The organism is Micromonospora sp. NBC_00858, assembly GCF_045207365.1.
GTDB lineage: Bacteria > Actinomycetota > Actinomycetes > Mycobacteriales > Micromonosporaceae > Micromonospora.
The window spans coordinates 581168-595568 of record NZ_CP108828.1 but is presented as its reverse complement, the minus strand read 5'-3'; the positions used below and the strand labels follow the sequence as shown (position 1 = coordinate 595568).

The window sequence follows — 14401 nt, the reverse complement described above, 5'->3', positions numbered from 1 at the left end:
TCGCACCGGTCGCTCCGCTCAACTGGCCCCGGTCGGACCTCCCGCTGACCGCCGACACGGGTGCTCGGGCGCGCCGCACGCCCCGAACGACCAGTCGCTGGCGGCACTCCGACACGTCGGCCGACCCGGCTGCCGGTACCGGCTACGGTGGACGGTCCGGGCGCGGGCAGGGGGAGGTCGGGATGCGCGACGACGAGCCGGCGGCGGGCGTGCTGCCGTACGCCGAGGTCACCGACGAGGCGTACGCGGCGCAGACCGCGGCGAGTTTCACGGTGCGGGAGTTCGAGTTCGCCGTGCTGCTCAGCGGGCGGTGCCCCCGGTGCGACCACACGACCACCAGCACGGTGGTCGACGAGCTGTACCGGCGGGACACGCCGGCAGCGGCCCAGGACCCCGGCTACCGGACGGTGCTCTGCGAGTGCGAGACCGACCACCCCGCGCGCCCCGCCGGGCTGCGCGGCTGCGGCGCGTACTGGACGTTGCGGCTGGAGGTCGAGGCGTGATCCGGCTCCACCCGGGGCCGCCCGCGACCGTCGCCGACCTGCACCGGGCGCAGCAGTTGGCCGGGCTGCTGCGCGGCGAGCTGGAGCGGGTCCGCGCTGCGGCGGTGGCCTGGCGCAACGGGCTCGGCGGGCTGCTGGTGGCACTGTTCGGGTTCAGTTTGATCCGGGGCCGCACCGACGTCACCACGCTCGCGTCGGGGTGGGGCGCGCTGGTGGGCATCCTGCTGCTCGCCGCGCTGGTGGCGGGCGTGGGCGGGGCGCTGGCGCTGCTGCGCGCGGCGCACGGACGGCTGGCGGTGACCCCGGTGGCGACGCTCCCACCGGCCCCGCTCGGCGACCATCTGGAGGCGATGGCGGCGGTCCGGTCGCTGCGGACCGGGGTGCGGCTGGTGCTGCTCTGCACCGCTCTGCTGGTCGCCGCGGTGGGGGTGACCTGGTACGCGCCCGCCAGCCAGGCACCGCCCGCCGCCGTCTCTGCGGGCCAGAGGTAAGGACGGCTCCTGGAGGGGCTCTTCCTGACGTCTGAGCTGGTCAGGGGCCCAGGTGGGCGTAGCTCGCCCAGGTGTCGGGCCGGTCGGGTAGGGCGGCGCGGAGCCGGCGGACCGCCTCGTGCAGAGCCACCGCCGCCCGGTCCGGGGCGATTCCGCCGGGCACCGCCAGGCCGGCGTACAGGTCGGCGCAGAGTCGCACGGTCAGCGCGTCCGAGATGGACCAGAGCGCACCGATGACGTGCCGGAACCCGGCGAGCTGGAACGCGGTGCCGAGGGTGAGCGCCTCGTCGGGCAGGGCCGCTCCGCCGCGCACCGTCTCGCACGCGGACAGGACGGCCAGCGCGGCCGGGCTGCCGGCGGGCCGCCACAGGTCCCGCACGTGCAGCGGGCCGCCGGCCAGCGCGAGGCGACCCCAGGCCGGGGCGCCCAGATCCTGGGTGCCGTGACAGGACAGGTGGGCGATCGGCTGGCCGGGCAGCGCGGCGAGCACTGCCGCCGGGGTGGCCGCCGGGCCGAGCAGTGAGCGGACCCGCGGCAGGTGCCGGCGGACGATCTCCACCTCCTGGTCGACGCCGGGCAGGTCGGACAGGCCGGGGGTCTGCGGCATGCCGACGACCAGCGCCGAGTCGACCGGCTCGGGCCGGGCCGGGACGCCGCGCCGGGCGTGCGCCAGCGCCCGCAGCGACGCGGTGTACGACGAGACCACCCGGTCCAGCACCCCGTCACCACCGTCGAGGGGGCCGGCCGCGTGCAACGGCAGCAGGGTGAGCAGCCCGGTCGGGCACCACCACAGTCGTGGCCAGTCCGCCCCGGCGTCCGGTACGGGTCCGTCCGGGTCGGCGGCCGCCGAGCCGGACGGTGCCGGGGCGGGGGTGGCCGCGTCGAGCACCGGTGTGGCGACGACCCGCCACAGCCAGTCCAGCGTCTGGCCGACCTCGGTCCGTGCCGCCGCCCGGCGGCGCTGCACCGCCGGCTCCGGGCCGTCCGGCGTCGCCGCTCCGGTGAGCACCGCGATCGCGGTCAGGAAACCGGCCGTCCGGGCGAGCAGGTCGGCCAGGGTCAGCCCGGGCAGCGGCACCACGGTGACCTGGCCGTCGGCGACCACCAGTGCGTCGCAGCGCCGGCTGGCGACGTTGACCAGCACCACCGGGCCACCGACAGCGGCCCGGGCCAGGGCGGCGAACGGCGGCGGGCGGAGGAAGTCGGCGAAGGCGGGTTGGTCGCGGATCACGGCGAGCAGGTCGCGGCGGCGCATGGCGAGGTCGTACCGCTGCTCCGGGGTCGGCCCAGCCCCGGCCGTCGACGCCGAACCCTCGGCGGACGCCACGCCACTCCCCCACCCGGCCGGCGACAGCACCCCACCCGGGGGCACCGCGTCGACCGACGACACCGGGCCGGCCGACACACGGCTGCTCGGACCGTCGATGCCGGCGGGCGGCAGCGCGGTGAAGCCGTCGAGGGCGGCCTGAAGGTCAACGAGGCGGGCCGCCAGCCGTGGGGCCCGCGTGCGCAGCGCGGCCAGGTCGGTGCTCGCGTCGTGGGCCCGGGTCAGCAGGACGCCGCGGCCGTACTCCAGCAGCTCGACGGCGCGTTCCGGGCGGTCGAGGTCGATGGCGACCGCCGCCGCGTCGCTGGCCAGCCCGGGGAACAGCCCGAGCAGGCGGGTTTGGTCGTCGGAGTCCATGCCGTGCCAGGCCACCAGGTCGATCAGCTCGATCGCGGTGGCGTACCCGTCGAGCGCGGCCGGCAGGTCGCCGGCCGCCGCGGCGTGTTCCGCGTACCGGCTGGCGGCACTCGCCCGGAGCAGCGACGGCGCGGACTCCACCGCTGCGGCGGCGTGGAGCGCGGCGGTCGCCTCGGCCAGTATGGCCGAATCACTGACGGCAGCAGCGGCGACAGCAGAGTTGGCGACGGCGACGGCGGCGGGGCCGGTCACCGGGTCGTCGGCGGAGGACGCGACCGCCTCCAGGGCGGTGGCCAGGTTGCTCAGGCACATGGTGCGGGCGGGATGCTCGGCCGGCAGCTCCTCGACCGCTCCCCGGTAGGCCGCGAGCATGGCGGTGGCGTCCGCGTCGTCCCGGCCGGCCTGGTAGCGCAGCACCAGCGCGTTACCGAGGTTGGTGAGGACCCGGTACCGCTCCCCGTCGACCGATGGCGGGCGCTCGCTCAGCTGCTGCAGCAGCCGGATCGCCTCGTCCAGGGCGGTCGGGTTGTCGTGCAGACGGTGTCGCAGCAGGTGGGCCAGGGCGAGGGTGGCGAGCGCCTGGACGTACTCGGCCGGCTCGGCCTCCCGCTCGGCCAGCTCCGCCGCCTCGCGGAGCGCGGTCACCGCGGCCTCGGAGTCTCGGGCGACGCCGGCCGCGACCTGGTCGGCGGGCTCGCCACCGGCGGGCAGCGCGCCGTCCAGGGCGAGCTCCACCCGGCGGTTCAACGCGGAGCCGTAGTTGGTCAACGCCGGCAGCCGGTCGGGGTGCCCGGGCGGCGCGATCTCGGTCACCTGCGCCAGCACCTGGATCGCCTCGGTCAGGGTGGCCAGGTCCTGGGTGGAGGCGAACAGGGCCTGCAACACCAGGCCCAGGTTCGAGCGGTACCGGGGCAGCAGGACGGCGTCCGGCGCGACGGCGGCGACCGCGGCCCGCAGCGCCACGGCGGCCGGCTCCAGCAGCGCCGGTTCCCCCGCCAGGTCGGACAGCTCGCGCAGGGTGTTGCCCAGGTTGTTGAGCACTTGATGGTGCAGCGGGTCGGTACGGGGAACCAGCGACTCCGCCTCGGTGAGCGCCTCCCGGGCGGCCCGCAGCGCGGTCACCCCGCCCAGGTCGGCGTACCCCCGGCCCAGCGCGTAGCCGAGGTCGGCGAGGCGGCGGGCCCGCTGACCCGGTTCCCTGGCGACGGTGACCGCGTCGCGCAGCAGCCGCACCGCCTCGGTGATGTCTTCGGTCCGCCGCCGCTGCTCGTACCGGCTCACCAGCAGGCCGCCCACCGCGCGCCGGATCTCGGCCGGATCCAAGCCGCCGTGTGGCGAGCCGGAACCGGCGGCCGCCCGGTACGCCTCGATCGCCGCGTCGAGGTCGGCCGGGTCGGCGTCGGCCTGGTGCCGCTCGGCGAGCAGGGTGGCCAGGCCGGCCTGTGCGGTGCCGGCCAGCTCCGGTTCGAGCCCGCCGAACCCGGTCAGCGCCACCCGGTACGCCTCGATTCCGGCATCCCGGTCGGCCGGCGCCTGGTCACGCAGGAACCGTTCGGCAAGCGCCGTGCCGTGCAGCGCGGCGACCCGGGGATCGCCGCCGGCTCGGGCCGCGGCGAACGCGTCGACCGCCTCGTCGAGGTCGGCCGGTCGGCTCCGCAGCCGCCACCGGTCCCGCAGCCGCTGCCCGAGGTTGGCCCGCGCCATGGCACGCACCGACGGGCTGACGCCGGCGGCCCGGGCGGCGTCGCGCAGCAGCGTGATCGACTCGTCCAGGTCCGCCGGCGCGCCGTCGACCTCGTACCGGTCGCCGAGCACGTTGCCGAGGTTGAACAGCCGGGTCGGACGTTCCGGGTCACCGGCCGGGGTGGACTCCAGGCTCTCCCGGTGCGCCTCGATGGCGGGCGGCAGGGCACTCCGCCGGCCGAGGTGCCGGAACTGGTCGCGGTGCACCTTGCCGAGGGCGGACAGGTAGTGCAGCCGCTCCGGCTCGCCCGCTGGTGTGCCGTCCACCGCTCGTTGCAGCAGCGCCGCCGCCCGGTCGGCAACCCGGTAGTCGCGGTTGGTCTCCGCGCCGCCCATCAGCATGACGGCCTCGAGGAACAGCGCGCCGGCCTCGCCGGAGGCCGACCCGGCCGTACGCCCGCCGCGACCGGGACCGGCGCCCCGGTCCGAACGGGTCGGCGCGGACGCCGGACGGCCGGGGACGCGTGGGCCGGGGACCCGGCCGGTGTCCGACGGCGGTCGGTGCGCGTGCAGCAGCGCCAGCAGCGACGGCGGTACCAGCTCCGGGGCGATGCGCAGCAGGATCTCGGTGAGCGTGACCGCCCGGCCGAGATCGTCGGCGTCCTCACCGGGCGGCAGCAGTTGGTAGCGGTACCAGTGCAGACAGGCGAGCAGGAAGAGGCCCTCGACGACCGACTCCGACATCGACCCGTCGGGGGGCGTGGAGGTCACCAGCTCCTTGACCGCCTCGGCGTCGCGCATCGCCCCGGAGTCAAGCACCGCGCGAGCGTCCCTGGTCGTGCCGAAGCGGTCCAGCCGCGCCCGCAGCCGATCCACCGGGTCCGACCTGAACCGTCGCCACATCGTGCCTCCCCCGACCGGCCACACCGATTGGGATCAGGCGTAGCAGACCGGACACGGTGGGCGCTAGCGGTAAGGCGACGCGGATCCGGTCGTGCCGTGTCGCCGCACACAGTCGGCCGACACCCGGTATGACGGTCGGATTCCGGGGGATGATCACCTGGTGGTGGAGGTTTCCATCCCGCCACGACGACAACGATTGGGGATCCGCGTATGGCGACCGACATCAGCAAGCAGCCCGCGAAGGCTTCCGGCACGTACCGGATCGGGGGCGACGTCACCGTCAACCGGCTCGGCTACGGGGCCATGCAGATCACCGGGCCGGGCGTCTGGGGAGACCCGAAGGACCCGGCCGAGGCGCTCCGGGTGCTGCGCCGGGCGGTGGAGCTGGGCGTGACCTTCATCGACACCGCCGACTCGTACGGCCCGTTCGTCTCCGAGCTGCTGATCCGCGAGGCCCTGCACCCGTACGCCGATGATCTGGTCATCGCGACCAAGGGTGGGTTCACCCGGGCCGGGCCGGGCGACTGGCGCGTGGTGGGCCGCCCGGAGTACCTGCGCCAGCAGTGCGAGCTGAGCCTGCGTCACCTCGGCCTGGACACCATCCCGCTCTACCAGCTGCACCGGATCGACCCGCAGGTGCCACTCGCCGACCAGCTGGGCGAGCTGGCGCTGTTGCAGCAGGAGGGCAAGATCCAGCACATCGGACTGTCTGAGGTGAGCGTCGCGCAGATCGAGGAGTCCCGCGCGATCACCACCATCGCGTCGGTGCAGAACCTGTACAACCTCGCGAACCGCAGCGCCGAGGACGTGCTGGAGTACTGCGAGCGCAACGACATCGCGTTCATCCCGTGGTTCCCGATCGCCACCGGTGAGCTGGCCCGCCCGGGCGGCCCGCTGGACGCGATCTCCTCCGCGCACGGCGCGACGCCCGCGCAGCTCGCGCTGGCCTGGCTGCTGCGCCGGTCGCCGGTGATGCTGCCGATCCCCGGTACGTCCTCGGTGGCGCACCTGGAGGAGAACGTGGCCGCGGGCGACGTGCGGCTCACCGATGACGAGTTCGAGGCGCTGGCCAAGGCGAGCTGAAAACCCGACCGACGCCGGTGGCGTGCGGCGCGCGGGTGGTCCCGGCCGGGGCCACCCGCGCGGACCGGGTCAGAGCGCGAGGCAGTTGGGTCGCACCGGGCCGTCGGCCAGGGCGCCGCGCACGATGGTGTACGAGGTGCCGTCGAGCACCAACCCGAGGTGCCCGACCACCCGCACCGGGCAGTACGCCTGGATCAGCACGTTGGTCGCGCCGTCGTTGACGGCGGCGTTCCCGGTCGGCCGGACCAGCTCGTCCTGCAGCGTGCGAATGGTGGTGTAGCGCACCGCGCCCGGGGTGTCGTCGCCGGCGTTGAGGTCGGCGAGGAAGGCCGAGCCGATGGTCATCTGCTGGCAGGCCACGACGCCGGCGCAGCTGCCGAGACCCAGGAACGCCAGGATGTTCGCCACGTAGGTCCCGTACTGCGGCGAGCCCAGGCTGACGTACCGGCCGACGTTGGCGGTGCCGCCGAGCCGCTTGAGGTAGTAGCGGGCGACGAGGCCGCCCTCGGAGTGACCCACGACGTCCACGGTGGCCGCGCCGGTGCTGGCGCGCACCTGGCCGACGTAGGTGGCGAACGCCCGGGCGGAGGTGGGGATGTCGCCGAAGCCCAGCCCGGGGAGTTGGTAGATGAAGGTCCGGTAGCCGTCCGCGCGCAGTCGGGCGGCGATCGGCTCGTACGCGACGGCGACGCCGGTGAGCCCGCCGACCACGATGACGGGGTTGGCCGCCGCGGCGGCGGCAACCGGGGCGGCCGCGGGTGCGGCGGGTTCAGCGGGGGCGGCGGTGGCCGTGGCGGTGGTGGCAAGCAGGGCGGCGGTGGCGAGGGCCAGGACGAGGGCGGTCTTTCGGAGCAGCATGGCTGCACCTCCGGGGGGAGGCACCCGGCGAGCCGGGCAGGTGGGTGGGGGTGTCCGATCGACCGTGCGACGATGATGCGCGCAACAATTTGGAAACGTCAATGACTTGTTACGCGCCGGTAACCCGTTGTTCCGGCGGGGGCGCAAACCGGCAAATCGGCGGACTCCACATCGGACCCCCGGCCGGCCGCGCGTACCCCGGCTCGGAACGGCGGATGGCATGCTGTGGCCGTGGCCGCCGACGAACTCACCGAGCGCCAGTTGCGGGTGATGCCGTGGTGGCTGGTCCTGGTCGGCCTGCTCCTCGCTGCCGCCCTGGGCTGGCTGGTGCTGGACCTGCTGCTCACCGAGGCTGACCGGGCCACCCAGCCGGACACCCGCGCCACGCTGCGCATCGACGCGATCCGCACCGGCCTGACCGTGGTCGCTGGCACCGGTGGCGGGCTGGCGCTCCTGCTGGCCGCCCGCCGGCAGTGGATCACCGAACGCGCCCAGCGGCACCAGGAGAGCGTCGCCGCCCGGGACCAGGCCCACCGGGACCGGGTGCAGGCGCACGCCGAGTCGGCGGCCGAGGTCGCGCAGCGGCACCAGGACCGGCAGTCCGGAGCGGCCGAGCACGACGCCGCCGAGCGCCGGCTGACCGAGCTCTACACCCGCGCTGTCGAGCTGCTCGGCAACGACAGCGCCGCGGTACGCCTCGGCGGGCTGCACGCGCTGGAACGCCTCGGCCAGGACAATCCGGCGCAGCGGCCGACGATCGCGGCGGTGCTCTGCGCGTACCTGCGCATGCCGGCGCCGGACGACGAGCCGCGCGAGACGGAGGTCCGACGCACCGCGCAGCGGGTGCTCACCCGGCACCTGCGCGCGGACGACCCGGCCCACTGGCCGCAGATCACGCTTGATCTGACCGGGGCCCGACTGGTCGACTTCGACGCTGCCGGCTGCACGCTGGTCGACGCGGACTTCACCGGGGCGGTGTTCACCGGTGTCACCAGCTTCGCCGGTGCGACCGCCCGGGGGCGGCTCCGCCTCGGGGCGGTCTTCGGCGCCGTCACGTTCGACGACCTCACCGCCGAGGCGGAGGTGGTCCTGGACGACGCCCGCTTCGACGGTCAAGCCAGCTTCGACCGGGCCGTTTTCACCGCCGGCCTGTCCTGCCGTCGGGCCGGCTTCGCCGGCCCGACGTCATTTCACCGGGCGACCTTCCACCAGCCGACCAGCTTCGACGCGACCCGCTTCGGCGACGGGAGCAGGTTCCGGCAGGCCACGTTCCTCGGCGGGCTGTCCATGGAGCACACCGAGTTCGCCGGGTACGCCGGGTTCCGCTCGGTCCGTTTCGCGGACATGGCCCTCTTCCGGTGGACCGTGTTCGCGGCCGACGCGTGCTTCGAGCAGGCGCGTTTCGAGGGGGCGGCGAACTTCGGCCGGGCCCGGTTCCACGGCGCGGGCAGGTTCGACGGCGCCCAGTTCGGCCAGCCGCCGCAGGTCGACCAGGCGCGGGCGGTGGCCGGCGGCGGACACGCCTGGCCCGCCGGGACGACGGTCGAACGACTCGACGACGAGTGGCTACTGCTCGTCGACCGCTGACGCCGGCACGATGGCGCACCGAGCGCCGCCGGTCAGCTCGACACGTCGCCGGTCAGCCCGGCACGGCCGCCAGCGCGGCGGATGAGTCAGTGGGCGGCGGGCGCAGGCCGCAGGCCGTCGAGGGCCACGCCAAGCACCCTGTCACGCTGCTCGGTCGACGGGAACTGGGCCATGGTGAGGCCGCTGATCAGCCGCACCACGTCGTCGAAGCCGACGTCCTCGCGGACCGTCCCGGCCGCCTGGGCACGGTGCATCATCGGCTCGCCGGCGGCGTAGATCTCCGTCCGACAGCTCCGGAAGACCTCGGAGTCGCGCAGCAGCTCCTCGGCGAGCGCCCGCTTGGTGGCCACGTACGCGACGAACCGGTGCAGCCAGGCCACGAGGGCGTCCCACGGGGGCAGCTCGGCCAGGTCCTCGGCGGACCGGCAGAGTGTCCGGACCTCCTCGACGTAGACGGCCTCGAACAGCTCCTGGCGGTTGGCGAAGTTCCGGTAGAGGGTGCCGATGCCGACGCCGGCTCGGCGGGCCACGTCCTCCAGCGATGCGGACGCGCCGTTTTCGGCGAACGCCTCGCGGGCAGCGGCCACCAGCGCGTCGTAGTTGCGCCGCGCGTCAGCCCGCTTGGGCCGCCGGGCGAAGACCTCGGGCACCTGCCCCGCGCTGGTCATGACGTGCGTCACCTCACCTTGGTTGCATCCGGAGGGAACCCTCCGCTAGCTTAGTGGAGGCACCCCTCCGGAATCCCGGAGGCATACCTCCGGTTAGCTTACCTCGGGACCGCCCGATCCGCCTGGCCACCCGATCGCCCGGACCCGACAGCCTGCCCGCCGCGCACGACGGGCGTCAAAACCTCCTTCCGTACGCCAATCAGGGAGTTTCCTTTCGTGGCAGTGACCTCCCGACGCGGCTCGCGTCGGCTCACCTTCTCCGTGCTGGCCGCCGGCGCCGGGTTCTTCGCGATGCTCCAGTCGCTGATCACCCCGGTGCTGCCGACCATCCAGCACGACCTGCACACCTCCCAGAACACCGTGACCTGGGTACTGACCGCCTACCTGCTGTCGGCGTCGATCTTCACGCCGATCCTCGGCCGGGTCGGCGACATGGTCGGCAAGGAGCGGATGCTGGTCGTCTCGCTCGCCGCGCTCGCCATCGGCTGTCTGCTGGCCGCCATCGCGCCGAACATCAGCGTGCTCATCATCGCCCGGGTCGTGCAGGGTGTCGGCGGGGCGGTATTCCCGCTGTCGTTCGGCATCATCCGTGACGAGTTCCCCGCCGCGCGGGTCTCCTCCGCCGTCGCCGCCATCTCGGCGATCGTCGCCGCCGGCGGTGGCCTGGGCGTCGTCCTCGCGGGCCCGATCGTGGCCGCACTGGACTACCGGTGGCTGTTCTGGATCCCGATGGTCGTGGTGGGGCTGACCGCCGTCGCCGCCCACCTGTTCGTGCCCGAGTCGCCGGTGCGTACCCCCGGGCGGATCGACTGGCGGGCCACGCTGCTGCTCTCCGGCTGGCTGGTCGCACTGCTGCTGCCGATCAGCCAGGGCGCGGCCTGGGGCTGGACCTCCGGCCGGGTGCTCGGCCTGCTGGCGCTCGCCGTGGTGCTGCTGGTCGGCTGGCTGGTCGCCGAGGTTCGGTCGACCAACCCGCTGATCGACATGCGGATGATGCGGCTGCCCGGCGTCTGGACCACCAACCTGGTCGCCCTGCTCTACGGCGCGTCGATGTTCTCCGTGTACGCGTTCCTCCCGCAGTTCGTGCAGACCCCGACGGCCGCGGGCTACGGCTTCGGCGCCACCATCAGCCAGGCCGGCCTGCTCATGCTGCCGATGCTGGTCGCGATGTTCATCGCCGGCCTGGTCGCCGGCCGGCTCCAGGCGGTCTTCAGCGCGAAGGCGCAGCTCGCCACCGGTGCCGCGTTCAACGTGGCCGCCTCCGCGATGCTGGCCCTCGCGCACGACACCCGCTGGGAGGTCGCCATCGCCGGTGGCCTGGTCGGCCTCGGCATCGGCCTGGCCTTCGCCTCGATGGCCAACCTCATCGTGGGCAGCGTGCCCGCCAGCCAGACCGGCGTGGCGACCGGCATGAACGCCAACATCCGCACCATCGGCGGCGCGATCGGCGCCGCCGTGGTCAGCGGCGTGATCACCGCCCACCCGCAGGCCAACGGCCTGCCCCGGGAGGCCGGCTTCACGATGGGCTTTCTGGTCCTCACCGCGATCGCCCTCGCCGCCGCGCTCGCGGCCCTGGCCGTCCCGTCCGCCCGGCGGGCGACGTCCGGTCGCCGGCCGTCCACCGCGACGATCGTCGAGTCGGAGCTAGCCGGCGAGTTCGCCACCATGCCGTCGACCCGCTGAACCGCACCGGCCCCCGGGTCGGAACGGGGCAGGCAGCTCATGCTGCCTGCCCCGTTTCCGACCGCGACGACCTGCACGCGCAGCACTGTCGATATTTACGGATGTAAGCCTTGACGCCTACGACGCGGTCTGAGGTCAGAGGGCTGCTGTCACTGCCCCGCCCCGCGCTCAGCCGCCCTTCGCGGGGCCACCCCGACACTCCCTGGACGGCTAGGCTCCGCCGAGGAGGTGGTCCCGTGACCGCGGCTGAGCAGGACGAGACGATCGAGGACAGCCCTGTCGGCTGGGTCGCCAGCCACATCCGGCGCTACGTGGAGACCGACGGCGCCGACGGCGGTAAATACCACGGGTACCCGGCACTGCTGCTCACCACGCGGGGCCGCCGGTCCGGGAGGCTGCACCGGACCGCGCTGATCTACGGCCGTGACGGCGACAGCTATCTGCTGGCGGCGTCGGCCGGCGGCGCGGCGAAGCACCCCGCCTGGTACCTGAATCTGAACGCCGACCCCGCGGTGGAGATCCAGGTCGACGCCGAGCGGTTCACCGGGCGCGCCCGCACCGCGACAGCCGAGGAACGCGCCCGGCTGTGGCCCGTGATGACGGCGGTCTTCCCGACGTACGCCCGCTATCAAAAGGACACCGACCGCGAGATCCCCGTGGTCATCGTCGAACGCGCCTGACGCCGGTCATCCGCACGGCCTCCTGAGGCCGATCTGGACGGTGATGAAGACGCCCGCGCGACAAGGGTCGATACAAGAGCGTCGATGAGCGCTATGGTGACCGCAGGTAAGCACCCACTCCGACAAGGAGAACGACTGTGCGCCGCATCGCAACCACCATCGCACTGCTCGGGCTGTCGCTGTTCGTGTTGCTTGCGCCGACGCCGGCGAGCGCGGCGAGTACCGTCGATGTCACGTCGGCGACTCTGGTCGCGCGAGGCGTCGCCGTGGACCTCACCCTTACCGTGACATGCCAAAACGGCATGTCCGGCGGCTCGGAGCTGATCCTCAGGCAGCGGTCGGGCGACCGGGTGGCGTACGGGTCGGGCTGGGCGCCTGTCTCCTGCACGGGCGAGCCTCAGGCTGTGACGGGACGGGTGTTTGCGGAGGCGGGCGGCTTCGCCTTCAACAAGGGCGTGGCGCTGGCCACCGGATCCTTCGAACTGTGTGCCCAGGAAAACTGTGAGTTCCTGCAGTTCGACGAAACGATCCGCGTGACTCGCTGAGCTTGTCGGCAGGTGACCCGGGGCCACCTCTGCGGACCGGCCGGGGAAGCATGTACGGCATGAAACTCGATGATCTGCCATTGGTGGAGTTCGCGTTCCCCGGGCCGCTACGGGATCAACTGGTGGCCGCGATCCTGTCCGGCGCGAAGACCACGACCTCTGGGCTGCTGCTCGGATACGAGCGCGAGAATGAGCCGTTGCCCCGGGTCGGCCAGCGAATGGCGGTGGTGGACTCGCAGGAACGGCGGGTCGCGGCGATCGAGGTGACCGAGGTGCGGGTGGTCCGGCTCGCGGATGTGGACCTTCAGCACGCCCTCGACGAGGGTGAGGGTGATGAGACAGTGGCACAGTGGCGGGCCGGTCACGAGAGGTTCTGGCACAGTGCGGAGGTTCGGGCGGAGCTGGGCGACCCTGGTTTCACCGTGAACGACGACACGTTGGTGCTGACCAAGCGCTTCCGGCTGGTGCACCCCGCAGACATCGATAGCTACGGTTTCCGCAGATAGGCGTCCACTCCGATGCCGGCACGGGTGGCAAGACCAGATACACCCTGCGGGCCGACGGCCAGGGACACTACGTCTACTGGCTGCCGGCCGGGACTTACCAGGCGGTGGTGAGCCGGGAGGGCTGGACCCCGAAGGTCAAGCAACAGAAGGTCGCTGTCGGCCTCACGCTGACGCACGACGTCACGCTGGATCCGGATTCGCCCTGCGACACGCGGGTCGGTGGGATCTGACCATCCGGCCCGGATCCTGCCCGATCACCCTGGCGGCGGTTGTCGTTGGCTGATGGCGGTGGCCGTCGGACCCTACCCGGGTTCGGCGGCCACCGCCGTTCGGCGGCTCCGTACGGTGTCTCGGTGTCAGTGGCTCGTCGGCACCCCGGTTGAACAGCCGGCCGAGATCGAATGGCTCGTGGTCCGGGGGCAGTTCGGTCTCCGGCACGCCCGGATCTCCACTTTGATCAGGACCTCGAGCCGGAGCCCCGTCCCGCTCCGGTCGGCGGCATCGGCAATCGGCGCCACGCGGGCCGGACGGTCGGTGGCGGGGGAGCGGTCAGGACGGGCGGCTGTCGACGATATTCTGGAACTGGTCCCATTGCACGCGTGGCCGGGCGAGGCCACGGCGTGCCAAGTAGGATCGCGTGCTCCGGCGGGTCGCGCGCAAAGTACGCAGGACCGCCCGTGCGCCATTGCCGGGGGACGGTTCCACCACCCGCTGGGGCACCAGCAGCCAGCCGCCGTCGTCGCGTACCAGATCACCCTTGACCAGCGCGTTCCGCAGGTTGCCGAGCCGGTCGTCATGACGGTGCACGAGCAGGCTGGCCGGCCCCGGCGCGATCTTGGCGTCGGTGGGAACGTCGAGTGAGTACCCGCCGGCGCGGGGGACCGGGCGGGTGCGCGACAGGATCGGAGCGCCGTCTACGTCCCGTGCGCCGAGCACCGCGCTGGGAAATTCGGCGAGCAGTTCCGACCCGAGGATCCGGCCGGCCGCAGCCGACGTACCGGCCGGAGCGGCCTCGGCGGCTGCCGGATGCGCGGCCATGGACCGGATGCTGCTCGGCGTCACGGTGATCAGTAGTCGGAGGTAGTACCAGTCCGTCAGCCAGCGCGCCGACGCCCGGAGGTAGGAGCGGCTGTCCGGCTGCCGCTCGAACATCGTCGCCCAGTACGGCTCGATCCCCTCGGGGCTGGTCACGATCTCGTCCGGGCAGGCGGCCGTACCGGTCACGAGTACCTGGGGAGGATCGGTGAGCCCGCTGCCGGTCGGGTCGGAGAAGAGCAGCGCGACCCGCCCGTCCCGGCGTACATTCAACGCCTTCTGCGGGAAGCCCAACGACGTGGTGACCAGAAACGTACCGTCCGGCCGGAACCACACCGCGGTGGGCCAGGTGAGCGGTGTGCCATCGCGGGCGAGGGTGGTGAACTCACACGTACGGTGCGCGGCGATGACCTTCGCGAGGGATGGTTCGACAACTGTCACGGGTCAAGATCCTAATCGGTATTCGTCCACTTAGGACCACATCTTCGTACG

General features: G+C 73.3%; 12 protein-coding genes. 8 read left to right on the top strand and 4 right to left on the bottom strand.

Annotated features, from left to right (window positions below; genetic code table 11):
- The first annotated feature begins 182 nt into the window (after window positions 1-182).
- Entirely contained in the window at window positions 183-503 is a 321-nt protein-coding gene (locus OG990_RS02825; protein WP_406078902.1) for a hypothetical protein, read from the top strand.
- On the top strand, window positions 500-994 hold the full coding sequence (locus tag OG990_RS02820) for a hypothetical protein (RefSeq protein WP_328418813.1): 495 nt from the start codon (window positions 500-502) through the stop codon (window positions 992-994). Before OG990_RS02825 ends, OG990_RS02820 begins: the two co-directional genes overlap by 4 nt.
- A gap of 40 nt (window positions 995-1034) precedes the next feature.
- Here OG990_RS02820 and OG990_RS02815 read toward each other — a convergent pair whose 3' ends face one another.
- The gene (locus tag OG990_RS02815; protein WP_406078901.1) at window positions 1035-5264 is read right to left on the bottom strand and encodes a CHAT domain-containing protein; all 4230 of its coding nucleotides are present in this window, start codon (window positions 5262-5264) and stop codon (window positions 1035-1037) included.
- Window positions 5265-5474: 210 nt separating this feature from the next.
- On the opposite strand from OG990_RS02815, the gene OG990_RS02810 reads away from it, so the two are divergent.
- On the top strand, window positions 5475-6347 hold the full coding sequence (locus tag OG990_RS02810; RefSeq protein WP_328418815.1) for an aldo/keto reductase: 873 nt from the start codon (window positions 5475-5477) through the stop codon (window positions 6345-6347).
- Between the two features lie 69 nt (window positions 6348-6416).
- Here OG990_RS02810 and OG990_RS02805 read toward each other — a convergent pair whose 3' ends face one another.
- Window positions 6417-7205 carry an alpha/beta fold hydrolase gene (locus tag OG990_RS02805; protein ID WP_355609680.1) on the bottom strand — a complete coding sequence of 263 codons (789 nt, stop codon included), beginning with the start codon at window positions 7203-7205 and terminating at the stop codon, window positions 6417-6419.
- A gap of 231 nt (window positions 7206-7436) precedes the next feature.
- Between OG990_RS02805 and OG990_RS02800 the strand changes: the two genes are divergently transcribed.
- Window positions 7437-8792: a pentapeptide repeat-containing protein gene (locus tag OG990_RS02800; protein WP_406078900.1), complete on the top strand. Its 1356-nt coding sequence runs from the start codon at window positions 7437-7439 to the stop codon at window positions 8790-8792.
- An 86-nt stretch (window positions 8793-8878) separates the two neighbouring features.
- On the opposite strand, the gene OG990_RS02795 is transcribed toward OG990_RS02800, so the two are convergent.
- Window positions 8879-9460 carry a TetR family transcriptional regulator gene (locus OG990_RS02795; RefSeq protein WP_328418818.1) on the bottom strand — a complete coding sequence of 194 codons (582 nt, stop codon included), beginning with the start codon at window positions 9458-9460 and terminating at the stop codon, window positions 8879-8881.
- Window positions 9461-9676: 216 nt separating this feature from the next.
- Between OG990_RS02795 and OG990_RS02790 the strand changes: the two genes are divergently transcribed.
- The 4 genes from OG990_RS02790 (at window position 9677) to OG990_RS02775 (ending at window position 12874) form a co-directional block, all read left to right on the top strand.
- Window positions 9677-11143, top strand: coding sequence for an MFS transporter (locus tag OG990_RS02790; protein WP_328418819.1), 1467 nt, complete (start codon window positions 9677-9679; stop codon window positions 11141-11143).
- Window positions 11144-11379: 236 nt separating this feature from the next.
- The gene (locus tag OG990_RS02785) at window positions 11380-11823 is read left to right on the top strand and encodes a nitroreductase family deazaflavin-dependent oxidoreductase (protein ID WP_406078899.1); all 444 of its coding nucleotides are present in this window, start codon (window positions 11380-11382) and stop codon (window positions 11821-11823) included.
- A 137-nt stretch (window positions 11824-11960) separates the two neighbouring features.
- Window positions 11961-12368, top strand: coding sequence for a hypothetical protein (locus tag OG990_RS02780; protein WP_328418821.1), 408 nt, complete (start codon window positions 11961-11963; stop codon window positions 12366-12368).
- 59 nt (window positions 12369-12427) lie between these two features.
- Window positions 12428-12874 carry an ASCH domain-containing protein gene (locus OG990_RS02775; protein WP_406078898.1) on the top strand — a complete coding sequence of 149 codons (447 nt, stop codon included), beginning with the start codon at window positions 12428-12430 and terminating at the stop codon, window positions 12872-12874.
- A gap of 549 nt (window positions 12875-13423) precedes the next feature.
- Here OG990_RS02775 and OG990_RS02770 read toward each other — a convergent pair.
- Complete coding sequence (locus OG990_RS02770) at window positions 13424-14350, bottom strand: pyridoxamine 5'-phosphate oxidase family protein (protein ID WP_406078897.1); 927 nt, start codon at window positions 14348-14350, stop codon at window positions 13424-13426.
- Window positions 14351-14401: the final 51 nt, after the last annotated feature.